Raw genomic sequence first — 16,032 nt, 5'->3', positions numbered from 1 at the left:
CGCACTACACAGCATATTACGCTTGCAAGTAATTAATATTACTGGTCAATCCTAAGTAAGCAATTGTTTATAGGATTCAATAGCAGAAGTTTTATCTATACTTATATTCTTATAAAGAATAACCAAGGGCTAATTCATGTCCTCTCTGCGTTCTGCACGTACCAAAAAAAATCATACTGCCCGAAATGTAGGCAATCATTACCAGTCGTTATTTATCATGCTGGGCATTACTTTACTCATGTTTGGCGGGATTGGTAGCCGTTTAGCTTACTTGCAAATAGTTCGAGGTAGCCAGTATCGCCAACAAGCAGATAGCAACCGCATTCGCGTGATTCCCAAACAACCAGAACGCGGCAATATCTTCGATCGCAATGGTAAAATTTTAGCTAGTAGCCGCCTTTCTCATGCGGTATATCTGTGGCCCATGGCTCCCAAAAATGTAGCATGGGCAGCAACGAAAGCAAGACTTGCTCAAATTCTCCATACGCCGGAAGCAGAAATTCAAAAACGCCTAGAAAAAGCAGGCTACAATTCCTCAACCTTAGTACGAGTAGCACGGGATCTAACTCCGGCTCAAATTACTGCCTTAGCTGAATATCACAACCAATTAAAAGATGTGGAAGTGTATATAGAAGCGGTCAGAGAATATCCCAATGGTGAAATAGCTTCCCACGTCCTCGGCTATACCGGAGAAATGAGCGATCGCCAGTTAGTCAAAAAGCGCTCTCAAGGCTACCGTTTGGGAGATGTCGTCGGACAAATGGGGATAGAGGCAGCTTTTGAACAGCAGTTACGGGGAGAGTGGGGAGGACAACAGGTAGAAGTAGATGGAAAAGGCAGAATAATTAAAGTTTTAGGCGCAAAACCAGCTAAAACTGGGCAAGATGTTTACTTAACTATAGATTTAAACTTACAAAAAGCCGCAGAAACAGCATTAGGCGATCACCAAGGAGCAATTATTGCCCTAGATCCACGTAATGGTGAGGTTTTGGCAATGGTTAGCCGTCCAGCTTTTGACCCGAATATATTTACCAAACGCATCGCCCCGCAAACGTGGAAAAGCTTGCAAAGTAAGGATCATCCCTTTGTTAATCGCGCTTTGCGAGGCTTTACCCCCGCTAGTACATTCAAAATTATTACAACCACCGCCGCAATTGAATCGGGCAAATTTGCCCCTACTACCGTACTCCCAACTTATGCTTGCATGAACATCGGCGGTACTACCTTTTGCGACTGGAATCGCGCCGGATTTGGACCATTAGGATTTGCAGGCGCTTTGGCTTGGAGTAGCAACACATTCTTCTATCAAATTGGCAGAGGAATTGGCGGACCTACTTTAATTGACTGGACGCGCCGTTATGGGTTTGGGAAAAAAACAGGCATAGAATTAGCAGGAGAAGAAGCACGGGGATTGGTTGCTGATAATAAATGGAAGCAAGAAAACCTCGATTTGCCTTGGAGTGTAGGCGATACCGTTAATATGTCCATTGGTCAAGGGTTTTTGCAAGTATCCCCCCTGCAAACTGCGATGATGTTTGCTGTACCTGCTAATGGCGGCTATCTAGTCCAACCACATCTACTCAAAAATAACGAAACAGCAAAAACTTGGCGCAAATCTTTAAACCTCAAACCAGATACCGTGCGCGTACTGCGTCAAGGATTGCGTCAAGTAGTCGATGGCGGTACGGGAAAAGCCTTAAACTCCCCCAACATTCCCCCAGCGTCAGGCAAAAGTGGAACCGCCGAAGCTTTTGGTCATAAATCTCATACTTGGTTTGGCGGCTACGCACCTAGCAGTAGACCAGAAATTGTCGTTGTTGCCTTTGCCGAACATTCTGGCGGCGGCGGCGGAAAAATTTGCGCTCCAATGGTGCTGAAAGTGATGGAAGCCTATTTTAAGAAGAAATAGTGCTGGTATTTGGCACACAAATAAGGCTGTGGTAGGATAGTAAATTGCTGCATTATCAAATAAATTGAGTTTTTATGGCACTGACACAACAGCGCAAACAAGAATTAATTACTAGCTATCAAGTTCACGAGACTGATACTGGTTCCTCGGAAGTCCAAATTGCCATGCTGACGGACAGAATTACCCGTCTTAGCGAACACTTACGCGCAAATCAACAAGATCACTCATCGCGCCGGGGATTATTAAAAATCATCGGTCAACGCAAACGCCTTCTAGCCTACGTTCAGAAGCAAAACCGCGAGAAGTATCAAGCCTTGATTGCTCGATTGGGAATCCGTGGTTAAGGAGTAGTTATTATGGCTACCGAAAGCGATCGCCAACCCTTACCTTTTGAACCAAGCAAAAAAGCGTCTAAAGTAGCTAAAAGTACCGAAAAGCCTACTGCTAAAGCTAAACCCGCGAAAAAACTGCAAAGCAATTATCAGCCCCAAAAAGCCCCGGTAAGCCCCAAACAACAAGCAAATAAGCCACCATTTACCAAAGAAGAGATGGCACTACCAAAAGTAGTAAGCGATCGCATGGCGCGGCGAATGGCAGTATTTTGCGGCGTACCAACAGTTTTGGGCATGGTAACTTTAATTGGTGGCTATGTAGCTATCAGTCACGGGATCAAACCGCCTGGTGTCTTAGTCCTATTAGTTAGTATGGGCTTTTTGGGCTTGAGCGTTCTGGGAGTAACTTATGGTATTTTGTCTGCTTCCTGGGATGAGGAAGTAACTGGTAGTAAGTTAGGAGTGCAAGAATTCGCCGTAAATTGGGGACGGATGCTGGCAGCTTGGAAGGCAACACGGCAGAAAAACGTTTAGTAATTCTGGTTTAAGATGCTTGACATCAACTTTTTAGGGCAAACGCAAACATAAAAAACATCAACTTGCGTTTGCTCCCCCTAGAAATAAAATAATTTCTACAATTGAATAACTACCTTCAATCGAGGAATTTGCCATGATTGTAGTCATGAAAGCTGGTTCGCCAGAAGTTGAAATTGCCCGCATCAGCGAAGAACTAAATAGCAGAGGACTCACCGCCGAAAAAATTGTCGGCAAGCACAAAGTAGTCCTCGGTTTGGTGGGTGAAACGGCTAGTCTCGATCCCTTGCAAATTCAAGAAGTAAGTCCTTGGATCGAGCAAGTCATGCGTGTAGAACAACCATTCAAACGCGCCAGCTTAGAGTTTCGGCACGGACAAGCAAGCGAAGTAGTAGTTAATACACCTAATGGGGCAGTGCATTTTGGTCAAAATCACCCGATTGTCACAATCGCGGGACCTTGCTCGGTAGAAAATGAAGCAATGATTGTAGAAACCGCCCAGCGCGTCCAAGCCGCCGGAGCGCAGTTTTTACGCGGTGGTGCTTACAAACCCCGGACATCACCCTACGCTTTCCAAGGACACGGTGAGAGTGCTTTAGAACTACTCGTCGCCGCGCGGAGGGCAAGCGGACTTGGAATTATTACTGAAGTAATGGATGCCGCCGACCTTGATAAAATTGCCGCCGTCGCTGATATCATCCAAGTCGGCGCGCGAAATATGCAGAACTTTTCTTTGCTCAAGAAAGTAGGAGCGCAACCAAAACCCGTATTTTTGAAGCGGGGAATGTCTGCAACCATCGAAGAATGGCTAATGGCAGCCGAATATATTATGGCAGCAGGCAATCAAAACGTCATTCTCTGCGAACGGGGGATACGCACCTTTGACCGTCAGTATGCCCGTAATACCCTAGACTTATCAGTAATTCCTGTATTGCGGAGTCTTACCCACTTACCAATTGCCATCGACCCCAGCCACGGTACAGGTAGAGCCGAGTACGTCCCCTCCATGGCATTGGGTGCGATCGCGGCGGGAACAGATGCTTTAATGATTGAAGTTCACCCCAACCCCGCCCAGGCGCTATCTGACGGACCTCAATCTTTGACCCCAGACCGCTTTGATAGTTTAATGTCCGAGCTTGCCGTAATTGGTAAAGCTGTAAATCGCTGGCAGCAACCTACCGCCTTAGCATATTAAAATTATGTCTAAAGAATTTGTTATTGGTGAAAAAGTCCGAGTCATCACCCTACCTCCTTACCTCAAAACTGCCGACCCCATGCCGATGTTGCGTCCTGCCGATGTCGTGGCGCTAGGAGAAGAAGGTACAGTAAGCGATCGCCGTCCGGCAAATTATTGGGCGGTACGCTTTACTCAGGGGACTTTTTTAATTGATAGTCAGTACATCGAAGCTGTAACCCACACCACCGAACAAGTAGATTTGGGCTTGCAACCTAAAGACTTGTAGAATGTAAACTTATATTAATCATTTGGTATACATAAATGCGATCGCGTCGCACCTTTCTAACTCTCATACTTGTTAGTTGCTTTACCCTGCTTAGTTGGTTAAATACACCAATCGCTAAGGCAATGGGCGGTAAACTTCCAGCCATAAATCAACCTGCACCGGAATTTACTTTACCTACAAATACCGGAGATGGCGAAATCTCCCTTGCCGAACTTCAGGGTAAGTGGTTGGTAGTTTACTTTTACCCCAAAGACTTCACCTCTGGCTGCACTATAGAAGCGCGGAGATTTCAACAAGACTTACCTAAATATGTAGAAAAAAACACGCAAATTCTTGGTATTAGCGCCGATTCTGTGGATTCTCATGCCCAATTTTGCGACTCAGAGGGGCTAAAATTTCCTTTACTCGCAGACCCTACGGGAACTGTAAGCAACGCCTATGGCTCGTGGATGGGGGCGGTATCAGTGCGCCATAGCTTTATCATCGATCCGCAAGGAATTTTGCGCGAAACCTTTGTCAAAGTAAATCCCACTGTTTACAGTACCGAAGTATTAGCGCGGCTTGAGCAATTGCAATCGATTAGTTAAGTATCACAATATCCAATTCTTTGCCGGATTCAGCCCGTATTAGTCCAACTACCAGCAACCTAACCGCTTTATGGATATTTTGATCGTTGAAGACGAGCCAGAAATAGCGAGGTTGATCCAACTATCTTTGGAAAAAGAAGGCTTTTCTTGCCATATCAGCCGGGATGGTTTGAGCGCTTTGCGGATAATTCAGGAGCAACAACCAGATTTAATTATTCTTGACTTGATGCTACCTGGATTAGATGGGCTAGAATTGTGTGCCAGAATCCGGCAAAAACCTGGGGCAAAAGATCCTTATATTTTGATGTTGACAGCTAAGGGAGAGGAAATAGACCGAGTTATTGGTTTATCTACGGGGGCTGACGATTATTTAGTTAAACCTTTTAGCCCCAGAGAATTAGTTGCTAGAGTTAGAGCTTTATTGCGCCGCAGTCTCCGCCAAGGAGGACAAGCGCAGGTATATAAAACAGGACATTTTATAATTGATATAGATGGGCGCTCAGCTAGTCGGAAGTTGACAACTGAGGCGGCGGGAGAACTTCTCGATTTGACAACCTTAGAATTTAACTTGTTAACGGTATTTGTGAGCAATCCTGGGCGAGTATGGAACCGTACCCAGTTAATAGATAAACTTTGGGGTAGCGACTTTTTTGGTGATGAACGGGTAGTAGATACTCATGTTGCTCGGTTGCGGAAAAAAATCGAGCCAGATTCTAGCAATCCTACGTTTATTAAAACTGTTGTTGGTGTGGGCTATAAGTTTGAAGACTCGGCTAGTTGATTGTCCCTCTACCCAAAAAACTTTTAATCGGTGAATTTGCGATCGCGTTTATTTCTTTCTCACATTCTGGTGATGATTGTAGGCATCCTCAGCCTAGTAATTATTGGTAAAGTTTCTTCACCGCGCTTTTTTGTGTTGCGCCTAGAGGAGCTAGAAGGCACTGGTTATCGCTTGCGTTACGCTCGTCCCCAACTAATTGAGGGCTTTGAAAATGCTTGGTATCGCGGCACGCTTTGGTCTTTGGTCGTCAGCACCACTGCATCGGGAGCCTTGAGTTATTGGGTATCGCGGCGCATTGTCAAAAGTTTGACCCTAATGGAACAAATCACCCGCCAAATTGCCGCCGGACAATTAGATAGACGTTTACCAAATAGTGACATCCCCGAACTCGATCGCCTCAGCGCTAGTTTTAACCGCATGACTGCTAGTTTGGAAGGCGTAGAACAACGGCGGCGCGAACTAATTAGTGATTTGACTCACGAATTGCGAACACCTTTAACTATTGTCCGGGGATATTTAGAAGAATTAGCCGAGGGCGGAATAGAACCAACGGCGGAAGTTTATCTACGTCTATCCACAGAAACCAAGCGTTTAGAGCGGCTAGTCAATGATTTGCAAGAGCTTTCCAAAGCCGAAGCAGGTTATTTAGAAATTAATTTGCAGCCTGTAAATATTCGCCCTTTATTAGAATCTTTGGTGCAAAGATTCTCCGACCAACTATTAGACGAAAGCCCAATTTTACTTTTAGAATGCCCGCCCCAATTGCCGCTAGTGTGGGCAGATATAGACCGAACCGAGCAAATATTAGTTAATTTGCTCGGTAATGCGCTGCTTTATACAAATTCTGGCTCAATTAAGCTTTCGGCTTGGTCTGAAACGGGCAAATTATGGATAGCTGTAACAGATACAGGTATTGGGATTGCTCCAGAACATTTACCCCATATATTCGAGCGCTTTTATCGGGCGGATAGATCGCGATCGCGTCATTCGGGCGGTACGGGGATCGGGCTTGCTATATCTCGCCGCCTAGTAGAATTGCAAGGCGGCAAGATATCAGTCGAAAGTGAGTTTGGTCGAGGCAGTACGTTTAAGTTCTTTTTGCCATTGGCTTAATTACTGCACGTTCGCAGGTAATGCCCCAGGACGTACTGCAAGGTCGAGGGTTTGCCCGTTGCGCCGCAAGTCTAAGCGCAAGTTTCCACCCACAGAAGCATCTTCTACAGCTTTTTGAACGCTCTCCGCATCGGTTACGGCTTGACCATTTAGGCTTTGAATTACATCCCCAGCTTGTAAGCCAGAAGTAGCGGCGGGTGAATTAGGTAAGACGCGGACGACTAATACGCCTCGATCTTCGGCGATGGTTAAACCACTATCAGGATCGCTGTTAAAATTTTGCTTGACTTCTGGTGTAAGGGCTACCATCTCAATGCCTAAGTAAGGATGTTCTACCTTCCCTTGAGCAATTAGTTGATTGGCAATTCTTACCGCCGTATTGATGGGAATGGCAAAGCCCAAGCCTTGTGTACCTTGAATAATCGCTGTATTCATCCCCACTACTTCACCGCGCTGATTTAGTAGCGGACCGCCAGAGTTGCCAGGGTTAATTGCCGCATCGGTTTGAACAAATGCCACCCGCTTATCAGGTACTCCTACAGCGCTGCTAGAACGACCTGTAGCACTGATAATTCCAGTGGTGACAGTGTTATCAAGTCCTAAAGGATTGCCGATCGCGATCGCCCATTCTCCAGCTTTTAGTCCTTCAGAATTGCCTAACTTGGCTGTGGGTAAGTTATCTGCTTGAATCTTGATTACAGCTACATCTGTTACTGGGTCAGTTCCTAACACCCTACCCGTAAAGCGCCGACCATCTTTTAAGATTACGTTTACATTTGTCGCCCCATCAACTACGTGGGCATTAGTCAAAATTTGTCCATCTTTACTAATAATAAAACCCGATCCAGTTCCTCTTTCAACTCGGCTTCCCGATCTCGGTACGTTATTGCCAAAGAAGCGGCGCAAGCGTGGATCGTTTGGCAATTCACGAGTAACCGTGCGCGAAGAATTGATGCGCACAACGGCGGAACCAACTTGATCTACTACCGAGGTCACATAGTTAGGGTCGGTTGTACTGGGTAGTTGAGCAATCGTATTGTTTCCAATTGCCGGAGTCGCAGCGATTGCTGGGGCGGTTTGAGTTTGAGAAGCTATATAATTGCCAGAAAATGTTGCTCCCGCTCCTAGGAGCATCAGGGATAAATAAGTAGCCGATTTGCGCCAAGAAACTTTTTTCTGATTGTTCATTTTGAGTCTGCCGACGAAATGCAGGTTTAAGAATTTAACTATGTTGTTGCTTACTTTTATCAATCTATATCTTTGATATGAAGTTGCTATGACAGTGCTATTACGCGCCAATGAATTTTTTAGCAATGCCTTGCTCTATAGCAAAGGGTAGGTAGGGCGATCTCCTTACCTACCCTTTGTTCAAATAACTACTTTAAGCGAGATTTGCTAAAGCTTCTTCACGTTCAATTGCACTAAATAAATGATTTTTAGAATTAGCTACAGCTACTTCTAATTTTTGTTCTACTTCACTGTAATCAATATCTACTAAATTATACTCAGAGCCTTGGTGTTGTAATTGATTGGATAAAACTCGATCTTTTAGACCGTAATCCTTTAATAAATCCCCCGTTTTATTTGACTTGTTTGGGTTAAGAATTACCGTAAACTGCCTCTTGAAAATTATTGAAAATATTGTTCCATGATAAGTATTGGTAACAATATAAGCAGCTTTTTTGAAATATCCTAGCCACGATTTAGGCTCGGCTTCTATAATATTTATATTTGCTACTTGATTAGCTTGTCCAATGGAAACTATTATCAATTTTCTATCTCTAGCAGTAGTTTTGATAAAGTCTTCTTCTAAGCTTGTAAAACTTTGCTGATTGTAAATTAAAAGATATTGTTCTTTCAATTTTGGCAATACTATAATTGGATCGTAGTTAATCAAAAATGTAGGATCTACAACTTTTGCTGCCGGAAGATTGCATTCTTTTTCTACTAGCCGCAAGCTATTAGCATCTCGAACCAAAATTGTATCAAAAGCTTTTAGTAATTGAAATATTGACTCTTGATGTTGTCCTAAACTATCGGTATCGCTAAAGCTGGCAGCATAACTCATTCTCCGACAACCAGTCTTACTATCTATAAAGTCTAAAAAAAACGCCGAATCAAAACCATAAACTGGATCGATCCGCCATATTTGATCGCTACCACAAATTACCAAATCATAGTGCTGATGATGTTTTTTTAGGCTGGCTCTTGTGTAGGCTCTTTTTTTGCTTAATGGTAAGTTATCAAGGACAAATCTCCTCATATTTAAGCATTTTCTTAAATTAATAAAAAGTTGAGTATTAATTTGGAGCTTTTTATTAATTGGCTGAATTGGTCTAAGGAAAAAGTGCCTAAGCATGGAATAGGGTTGATAGTTGATAATTTCTACATTGTTCCACCCTTGATGCTTAATGGCTGTTAGTAACGCATAGGCTTGTAAAGTTGCACCGTAGTTTGTCGTACAGTGATAAGTCAAAATTCCAATTTTCATTTTTCACTAATAAAGGTTGACGTTTAGGAGTCAAAGTACAATATTGAAACTCCTTACTACTCCTAGGGCTATTTAATTATTTATGTAATTCAAACGGAACAATCGTTAAAAACCTCAAGATTATTTTAGTAAAATTTAACACATAGATAGTTATAACAAAAATTTAGATTTTATACATTTATTTAACTGCTTGTCGATTAAGGGGAGTAGATACAAACAACTAAAGATTGCCGTACCTAGGAGTAAATTTAATCCTATAGGTGTTAATTTAAACCAAAAAAGACGCTTTAGTTTACCAATTATAAAACGTCTCTATAAAAATGCGATCGCAATTCTCAGAATTTGTAGCTTAATAATTGAATTGCCATATCTTTTTGGGGCAAGCTACCCGTACTAATTGTCACAGTATCGCTATCTGAGCGGCGTATGGTCGTACCCTGCATCAATGCCAAAAACTGGTCTACTCCCACCAGGTCACAACTACTGCTATCCGCCGCTTGAGTGCTGAAATGAGTCGGAATTACTAACTTCGGATTTAGCTGACTAATCGCTGCTTGGGCTTCGGTCGGGTTGTAAGCTTTAACGCCACCGCCTACGGGTATTAAAAGCACATCAGGACGACCAATGAGAATTTTTTGCTCAATAGTAATGGGAGCCGCCGCCCCACCCAAATGCACGATATTAATTCCCGCTTGTTGCCAACGCCACACTACATTATTGCCGAATCTTCTACCATTAACGCGATCATGTAAGGTATTAATTCCTTGCACTTGAATACCATCAAATCGATAAACTCCAGGCTCGTAAATCAACTGAGGCTTACCTGGCAAGCCTTCTATGGCTCCTTCATCCAATAATTGACTGCTAATTAGCACTAAACCTGCTTCCACCTTGGGCGCGCGGTATTTTGCCGTACAGCCAATAGTCCGAAATGGATTAACCAAAATTCGCGTTTTGCCACTACTAAACAAAAAACAAGTATGACCTAACCATTTAACTGACAAAGAATCACCAGTTTGCGCCGTTGCACTCAAACTTGCAAACAAGGTCGTTGCTAACCCCGCTCCCGCGTAGCCTAATATTTGTCGCCGTTTCATAAATTTCTCCCTCACCCTATGGACGACTGTAGCTGTGCCAAAAAGTTTCGCAACAGTTGCTTGCCTAAAGTAGTTAGTACACTTTCAGGGTGAAACTGTACGCCTTCAATATGGGGATAGTTGCGATGTCTGACTCCCATAATGGTTCCATCTTCCACCCAAGCTGTAATTTCCAGCACTTCCGGGCAAGTTCGCGGCTCAATGACTAAACTATGATACCGAGTTGCGGTCATTGGGTTATCTAAACCGCGAAAAACACCTACTCCTGTATGAGTTACTTGCGACGTTTTGCCGTGCATTAATTCGGGAGCAGAAACAATTTGTCCCCCAAAAACTTGCCCAATGCTTTGGTGTCCCAAGCACACGCCTAAAATCGGTAACGTTTGTCCCAGTTGACGAATTATCTCTAAAGAAATCCCCGCATCTTCTGGGCGACCGGGACCTGGAGAAATAACTATTCCATCTGGCTGCAATTGGCGGATTTGCTCAAGGGAAATCTGGTCGTTACGGTAAACTTGAATAACTGAAGCAACCGGAAACTCTGTCCCTAGTTCTCCTAAATACTGTACCAAGTTATAAGTAAAGCTATCGTAATTATCAATAACTATAATCAAAACTCAATTTTCTCCTAGTTTAGGTTGGTAGCACCTCAAAATTGGCTACAAATAAGCTTGCTCTTTACCCCCAAAGATCCCGCATTTGGGCAATTAATGGCGGCATAATTAAAACTCCCGCAACTAAAACTGCTACCAACGCAGAGACTAAAACCGCCGCCGCCGCACAATCTTTAGCTATTTTGGCTAAGTCGTGATAAGACTGCTTGACGGTCAAATCGACGACCGATTCTATTGCTGTATTCAATAGCTCCATCACCAACACTAAACCACAAGTTAGTCCAATTACTGCCATTTCCAGAAGTGGCAAGTGTAAGAAAATTGCCAATCCCATCGCCAAAACACCCACCATTACATGAATGCGAAAATTACGCTGAGTTTGAAAAGCATAAGCTATTCCACACCAAGCATATTTGAAACTAACAAATAAATTTGTGGCGACAAGCCACGATAACTCGCGCTTAGCAGCAACCTTTTCTGGTCGGGTGGGCGTTGATGTCGGAGGGTTTTGAGACATAGACAGGAGACGACAACAGAAAAAGTAGTTATTAGTTGGATAGTTATAGCAGTTTTGATTGCATTTGGGGGCATAATCCTGCTAGAAGGTGCGAATTAATATATTGATCTAGATTTAGAGATTATATTCGCCATTGATAGTCAGCCCGATAAGTTGTAATAAAACTGCTTGCCGCTCTAGCATCAGTAATAAGCTAGTTTCATCAGGATGATCCCAACCTACTAGATGCAGTAGACCGTGAGTTGCAAGCCATGCTAATTCTGTTTGCAGTGAATGCGCTTGTTGAGTAGCTTGGCGATTGGCGGTATCTACTGAAATAACAATATCACCAAGATATAGCGGCAGATGCGATCGCATTTCTTCACTCATGGGAAAATCTACTTCTAAAGCCGCAAAAGCCAGTACATCGGTTGGTTTATCTTGCTGGCGGTATTGGTAGTTAAGAACTCTAATTTGGGCATCGTTAGTTAAGCGCAAACTAAGCTCATAATTATTCGCTACGGGCAATTGAGATTTTAAGTCCTCCATCCAGCACTCAAACCATGTTTCCCAAGGAGTGCTGGCATCTGTCTGTAACTCTAAAGATTCATCAATGCGGCTGTCTTGTACGCTTACTTCTACTTCCACCTTTTCTCCATTTGGTTAGCGCGTCAAGTAGGCAAGCCCTACCAACACTGCTAATAAAGCGATCGTTGTTAAGGCAAAATGTTTTAAAGAAGTTCCTCGCTTCTGTACCATATTCCGCATGGCAAGCTTAACATAACTTGATTTTGCTTCTGCTTGTTCTGGTTTCTCTGTAGTTGGTGCGTTCATAATTGCCTTTTACTTCTAAAACTATTTACTTCATCAATTTAACAGACCCTAGATCCGCAGAAAATGTCTTTAGCTATTGACTAAGTGATTTTCTTGCCGCAAATAAGCTTGGATAAATAAATCAATTTCCCCATTCATCACATCCGTAACCGCCGTTGTCTCCACATTAGTTCGTAAATCTTTTACCATTTGGTACGGATGAAACACGTAATTGCGGATCTGATTTCCCCAAGCTGCTTCTACTATATCGCCGCGAATTTCGGCAATTTCTTGCGCGCGTTGCTCTTCTGCAATAATTAACAGCTTTGCTTTTAAAATCGCCAAGGCTTTCTCTTTATTTTGCAGTTGACTTCGTTCTTGGGTACAGCGCACAGCAACCCCCGTCGGAATATGGACGATTCTAACAGCAGTTTCTACTTTGTTGACATTTTGCCCACCTTTACCACCCGCGCGAGTTGTCGTAATTTCCAAATCTTTTTCCGGAATATCTAATTGAACAGTGTTGTCAATCAGAGGCATTATTTCCACCCCAGCAAAACTTGTTTGTCGCTTGTCGTTGGCATTAAATGGCGAAATTCGCACCAAACGATGAGTACCTTTTTCCGATCGCAAATAGCCGTAAGCATACCGCCCAGAAATTTCTACAGTGGCAGACTTTAACCCTGCTTCATCTCCCTGGGAAATTTCTGCTAAGTTGACTTTATAGCCCCGTGTTTCTGCCCAACGAGTGTACATTCTCAATAGCATTTCTGCCCAATCTTGAGCATCCGTACCCCCCGCGCCAGCATTGATTGTCAAAACTGCGCCTTTTTCGTCATAAGTACCTGATAGCAGTTGTTGCAACTCCCATTGGTCGAGTTCGCGGCTAAGGTTGTGGAGGTTTGTTTGAGCTTCAGCAAGTAGCCCTACATCATTTTCTAGCTCTAATAGCTCTAAAACCGCCTTGGCATCCTCTAAACTAGCTTGCCACTTATGATATTGCTGATGGTGGTCTTTAAGGTTGTTAAGCTCTTGTAAAGTCTTTTGCGCCGCATCTTGGTCTTCCCAAAATTCTGGCACTGAAGCTACTTGTTCTAAGTCTTGAATTTTCGCGTTGAGTGCAGGAATGTCAAAGATAGTCCTGAGTTTTACCCAGGCGGCTAGACAACGTGGCAACTTCGCGCTTGATATCTAAAATGTCCATAGCGATCGCGCTTTTGTTTACATATACGTGCATTGTCTATTTTAGCCCTAGCTGAGTCTGAGGCAATGAGTACGGAGGTTGTATTTACGTAAAGCTCTCCGGGGGGAGTATCCCTCCGGAAGACTTTACTCAAAGCTAGATAGACTTTAATACCTCGAATCTGCTAAACACGAATCTTCTGTTTCTTCAATCGGCAACGCTTGTTTCCTCAATTAAACTTAATCATTTATTCAATTACTCAGAGAATATACGTAGAAATGCGCTTCTAGCCCGTAAGCTCTTTGGGAATTTCAGTAAAACAACGATGGTTTGTTCCGGCTATTCTACGGACAATAATCTCAGGGATTTGAGGAAAGTTCAAGCAGCAAGTCCTCAATTATTACTAAGTGATAGAGATTATTATTTAAAGTAGGATTTATATGACGGCAACTCAATCTTGTATCAAGTCCAACAGCCTAGAATTATTAGTTGCATATTATCAAAATCCCTCTATTGAACTTCGCAATAGATTAGTCAATTTACACGCCGGGTTAGTACGCAAAAGCGCCCATCAATTTAGCCATCAATGTACCGAACCTTATGAAGATTTGGAGCAGATTGGTTATTTTGGTTTAATCCGTGCTATTGAGCGTTTTAATCCCAAACAAGGCTATGCTTTTAGTTCTTTTGCCGTACCTTATATTCGCGGCGAAATCATGCATTTTTTACGCGATCGCGCTGGACTTGTAAAAATCCCCCGCCGTTGGCAAGAAGTTTATAACCAGGGGCAAAAAGTTCGTAAAGAATTAACAATAACTTTAGGTCGTTGTCCAACAGATACGGAACTTGCGCGTCAGCTTAATGTGTCTATTCAAGAATGGTACGACAGCAAATTAGCCGCTCAAAATCGCATGGCTTTAAGTTTAGATAGCACGGTAGTACAAAATATTGATTGTGCATTAACTTTGGGTGATATTTTGCCTGATAGACAAGCTAATACCATGCAACAACAAGCTGAAGATCGAGAACAATTACACGGCGCAATGAGTCAATTAGAAGAGAACACTAGAACTGCCGTTGAATTTGTATTTCTTAAAGAACTTTCACGCAAAGAAGCCGCAAAAAGAATTGGCATTAGTCCAATGACAGTGACTAGATACTTGCAAAGAGGGAAAGAGCAATTGGTATCTTTACTTCAATCCCAAATGATGCAAACTGGCGCTTAAAAATCGGTTTTAACTTTTCAAGCAAACAATTTTAGAAAATCTGATTATGAAAAACATAGCTAATACTTTAGAACTAAATATTTCAAAATTAATGACTATAGACAAAATACATATCACTAACTTCACGCATAAATGGGTGGAAAATAAAAAAATAGCTAAAGCAGAAAATAATAGCAAATGTAAAGGTATCAAGGATGATACAAGTTCCTTACTATTAACAATGCTGGACTTGGTATGTGAAGAAAATTCTGAATTTCCATTAAACAACTCGCAATTTTACAGTGATGGAGTAGAAATATTACTAAAACAATGGGATAGCAACTGCGATACAGAAGGAAGTGAAATATACAAAAAAATCTCCTTGCAGAGTAAGCAAGATTTGCTGAGTTATATTGCTTCCAAAACCTTTGCTAGTGGTGATTACTTTTTTACACAGCAAGCCGTAGAAGAATATATTAGCGATTACATTAATAATTTACCCAATGCTACAACCAATATTCAGGAATTACAACTCAACAGCAAGGCAGTATTAAAATCTATTGAGTCCCAACATGGGGTAATTGTCCAGCAGTCAAAAGGTATTTACTCGTTTTCCGATTTGGCACTACACGAGTATTTTACAGCTAGAGAAATTGCCAATAGCTCTACTCCTCAACAATTAGAAAAATCTCTACAAAATTTAGTAGATAAATTAACAGAAAATCGCTGGCAAGAAGTATTTTTATTGTTAGCTGGGATGTTACGCAACGCTGACTATCTACTTAATTCAATCAGACACCGAGCTAATGCGTTAGTTGCTAAGGACGAAATTTTATTGCATTTCCTCAAATGGAATACCCAAAAAGCCCTTGAAATCAAAGCACCTTACAAAGCTTCAGCTTTCCGCGCCTTATCTTTAGAATTTATCCTCAACCTTGACTTTGATTTTGCCTTAGCGTTAGACAATGATTTTGCCTACGATATTGGGTTAAATACCTCTCACTTACACATTTACACTCAAGAACTAAAAAATTGTCAGTTTAGCAAGCATCAAAAGCAAGTATTAAAGCAATATTACTACGCCAATAAGCTATTGGCAGATTGTGTCAATCATTCTCGCTATGTCAGCCGCCCGGTGCGCGAAGAAATCGCCGACAATATATTAATTCCCTTTGATATGTGGCAGCAAACAAATAAGTAAAAAAACACTACTTTAAAGGGGATAAAAACATGAACTTAACAACATTAAAGTGGACTAAGAATGTAAACAAACCATAACGGTGATGATAAATACTGGGCTTATCAAGACATCGAGCCAGATTTGAAAATATTTCCATTACATTGGAAAAAAGATTGCAAAGACAATGCTTATAAGCCAAGAGAAGGTGAGCTTATACTTTTAAGACAGCGTACG

The 16,032-nt window shown here is 42.3% G+C and carries 18 protein-coding genes; 10 read left to right on the top strand and 8 right to left on the bottom strand.

Going from position 1 to position 16,032, the window contains the following annotated elements:
- Window positions 1-136 precede the first annotated feature (136 nt).
- From mrdA to AC2VE5_RS00235, 8 genes are all read left to right on the top strand, one after another.
- Window positions 137-1,909 carry a penicillin-binding protein 2 gene (mrdA, locus tag AC2VE5_RS00270; RefSeq protein ID WP_486885780.1) on the top strand — a complete coding sequence of 591 codons (1,773 nt, stop codon included), beginning with the start codon at window positions 137-139 and terminating at the stop codon, window positions 1,907-1,909.
- A 74-nt stretch (window positions 1,910-1,983) separates the two neighbouring features.
- Window positions 1,984-2,253, top strand: a complete 270-nt coding sequence (gene rpsO / locus AC2VE5_RS00265; RefSeq protein ID WP_486885779.1) for a 30S ribosomal protein S15 — start codon at window positions 1,984-1,986, stop codon at window positions 2,251-2,253.
- Between the two features lie 12 nt (window positions 2,254-2,265).
- The gene (locus AC2VE5_RS00260; RefSeq protein ID WP_486885778.1) at window positions 2,266-2,775 is read left to right on the top strand and encodes a photosystem II biosynthesis protein; all 510 of its coding nucleotides are present in this window, start codon (window positions 2,266-2,268) and stop codon (window positions 2,773-2,775) included.
- A gap of 136 nt (window positions 2,776-2,911) precedes the next feature.
- The gene (gene aroF, locus AC2VE5_RS00255; protein WP_486885777.1) at window positions 2,912-3,970 is read left to right on the top strand and encodes a 3-deoxy-7-phosphoheptulonate synthase; all 1,059 of its coding nucleotides are present in this window, start codon (window positions 2,912-2,914) and stop codon (window positions 3,968-3,970) included.
- Between the two features lie 4 nt (window positions 3,971-3,974).
- Window positions 3,975-4,238, top strand: a complete 264-nt coding sequence (sipA, locus tag AC2VE5_RS00250; protein ID WP_486885776.1) for a regulatory protein SipA — start codon at window positions 3,975-3,977, stop codon at window positions 4,236-4,238.
- A 35-nt stretch (window positions 4,239-4,273) separates the two neighbouring features.
- Complete coding sequence (locus AC2VE5_RS00245) at window positions 4,274-4,825, top strand: peroxiredoxin (RefSeq protein WP_486885775.1); 552 nt, start codon at window positions 4,274-4,276, stop codon at window positions 4,823-4,825.
- A 70-nt stretch (window positions 4,826-4,895) separates the two neighbouring features.
- Window positions 4,896-5,606, top strand: coding sequence for a response regulator transcription factor (locus AC2VE5_RS00240; protein ID WP_486885774.1), 711 nt, complete (start codon window positions 4,896-4,898; stop codon window positions 5,604-5,606).
- Between the two features lie 72 nt (window positions 5,607-5,678).
- Window positions 5,679-6,719 (top strand): sensor histidine kinase, encoded by a 1,041-nt coding sequence (locus AC2VE5_RS00235; RefSeq protein WP_486885897.1) that lies wholly within the window; start codon window positions 5,679-5,681, stop codon window positions 6,717-6,719.
- On the opposite strand, the gene AC2VE5_RS00230 is transcribed toward AC2VE5_RS00235, so the two are convergent.
- The 8 genes from AC2VE5_RS00230 to prfB form a co-directional block, all read right to left on the bottom strand.
- Window positions 6,720-7,907: an HhoA/HhoB/HtrA family serine endopeptidase gene (locus AC2VE5_RS00230; RefSeq protein WP_486885773.1), complete on the bottom strand. Its 1,188-nt coding sequence runs from the start codon at window positions 7,905-7,907 to the stop codon at window positions 6,720-6,722.
- 193 nt (window positions 7,908-8,100) lie between these two features.
- Window positions 8,101-9,210, bottom strand: a complete 1,110-nt coding sequence (locus AC2VE5_RS00225) for a polysaccharide pyruvyl transferase family protein (RefSeq protein WP_486885772.1) — start codon at window positions 9,208-9,210, stop codon at window positions 8,101-8,103.
- Window positions 9,211-9,545: 335 nt separating this feature from the next.
- A complete protein-coding gene (locus AC2VE5_RS00220) occupies window positions 9,546-10,307 on the bottom strand; it encodes an MBL fold metallo-hydrolase (RefSeq protein WP_486885771.1) in 762 nt (253 codons plus the stop codon).
- 11 nt (window positions 10,308-10,318) lie between these two features.
- Complete coding sequence (locus AC2VE5_RS00215) at window positions 10,319-10,921, bottom strand: anthranilate synthase component II (RefSeq protein ID WP_486885770.1); 603 nt, start codon at window positions 10,919-10,921, stop codon at window positions 10,319-10,321.
- A gap of 64 nt (window positions 10,922-10,985) precedes the next feature.
- Entirely contained in the window at window positions 10,986-11,438 is a 453-nt protein-coding gene (locus AC2VE5_RS00210; protein WP_486885769.1) for a diacylglycerol kinase family protein, read from the bottom strand.
- A gap of 114 nt (window positions 11,439-11,552) precedes the next feature.
- Window positions 11,553-12,065 (bottom strand): rRNA maturation RNase YbeY, encoded by a 513-nt coding sequence (gene ybeY, locus AC2VE5_RS00205; RefSeq protein ID WP_486885768.1) that lies wholly within the window; start codon window positions 12,063-12,065, stop codon window positions 11,553-11,555.
- A 15-nt stretch (window positions 12,066-12,080) separates the two neighbouring features.
- Window positions 12,081-12,251, bottom strand: a complete 171-nt coding sequence (locus tag AC2VE5_RS00200) for a DUF3285 domain-containing protein (protein ID WP_486885767.1) — start codon at window positions 12,249-12,251, stop codon at window positions 12,081-12,083.
- Window positions 12,252-12,320: 69 nt separating this feature from the next.
- Window positions 12,321-13,434, bottom strand: a protein-coding gene (prfB, locus tag AC2VE5_RS00195; RefSeq protein WP_486885896.1) for a peptide chain release factor 2 whose coding sequence is annotated in 2 segments (ribosomal slippage) — window positions 12,321-13,361 and window positions 13,363-13,434 — 1,113 coding nt in all. Because the reading frame shifts where the segments join, the coding sequence is not laid out codon by codon here.
- A gap of 419 nt (window positions 13,435-13,853) precedes the next feature.
- On the opposite strand from prfB, the gene AC2VE5_RS00190 reads away from it, so the two are divergent.
- Window positions 13,854-14,639, top strand: a complete 786-nt coding sequence (locus AC2VE5_RS00190; protein WP_486885766.1) for an RNA polymerase sigma factor SigF — start codon at window positions 13,854-13,856, stop codon at window positions 14,637-14,639.
- Between the two features lie 46 nt (window positions 14,640-14,685).
- On the top strand, window positions 14,686-15,819 hold the full coding sequence (locus AC2VE5_RS00185; RefSeq protein ID WP_486885765.1) for an NACHT domain-containing protein: 1,134 nt from the start codon (window positions 14,686-14,688) through the stop codon (window positions 15,817-15,819).
- Window positions 15,820-16,032: the final 213 nt, after the last annotated feature.

The sequence above is a fragment of the Aliterella sp. E5.1 genome, from assembly GCF_057473825.1.
This window is presented reverse-complemented; position numbering and strand designations above follow the sequence as displayed.

Coding starts and splice junctions, on each gene's coding strand:
- mrdA (WP_486885780.1), top strand. CDS start 137: ATGTCCTCTCTGCGTTCTGCACGTACCAAAAAAAATCATACTGCCCGA.
- rpsO (WP_486885779.1), top strand. CDS start 1,984: ATGGCACTGACACAACAGCGCAAACAAGAATTAATTACTAGCTATCAA.
- AC2VE5_RS00260 (WP_486885778.1), top strand. CDS start 2,266: ATGGCTACCGAAAGCGATCGCCAACCCTTACCTTTTGAACCAAGCAAA.
- aroF (WP_486885777.1), top strand. CDS start 2,912: ATGATTGTAGTCATGAAAGCTGGTTCGCCAGAAGTTGAAATTGCCCGC.
- sipA (WP_486885776.1), top strand. CDS start 3,975: ATGTCTAAAGAATTTGTTATTGGTGAAAAAGTCCGAGTCATCACCCTA.
- AC2VE5_RS00245 (WP_486885775.1), top strand. CDS start 4,274: ATGCGATCGCGTCGCACCTTTCTAACTCTCATACTTGTTAGTTGCTTT.
- AC2VE5_RS00240 (WP_486885774.1), top strand. CDS start 4,896: ATGGATATTTTGATCGTTGAAGACGAGCCAGAAATAGCGAGGTTGATC.
- AC2VE5_RS00235 (WP_486885897.1), top strand. CDS start 5,679: ATGATTGTAGGCATCCTCAGCCTAGTAATTATTGGTAAAGTTTCTTCA.
- AC2VE5_RS00230 (WP_486885773.1), bottom strand. CDS start 7,907: ATGAACAATCAGAAAAAAGTTTCTTGGCGCAAATCGGCTACTTATTTA.
- AC2VE5_RS00225 (WP_486885772.1), bottom strand. CDS start 9,210: ATGAAAATTGGAATTTTGACTTATCACTGTACGACAAACTACGGTGCA.
- AC2VE5_RS00220 (WP_486885771.1), bottom strand. CDS start 10,307: ATGAAACGGCGACAAATATTAGGCTACGCGGGAGCGGGGTTAGCAACG.
- AC2VE5_RS00210 (WP_486885769.1), bottom strand. CDS start 11,438: ATGTCTCAAAACCCTCCGACATCAACGCCCACCCGACCAGAAAAGGTT.
- AC2VE5_RS00200 (WP_486885767.1), bottom strand. CDS start 12,251: ATGAACGCACCAACTACAGAGAAACCAGAACAAGCAGAAGCAAAATCA.
- AC2VE5_RS00190 (WP_486885766.1), top strand. CDS start 13,854: ATGACGGCAACTCAATCTTGTATCAAGTCCAACAGCCTAGAATTATTA.
- AC2VE5_RS00185 (WP_486885765.1), top strand. CDS start 14,686: ATGAAAAACATAGCTAATACTTTAGAACTAAATATTTCAAAATTAATG.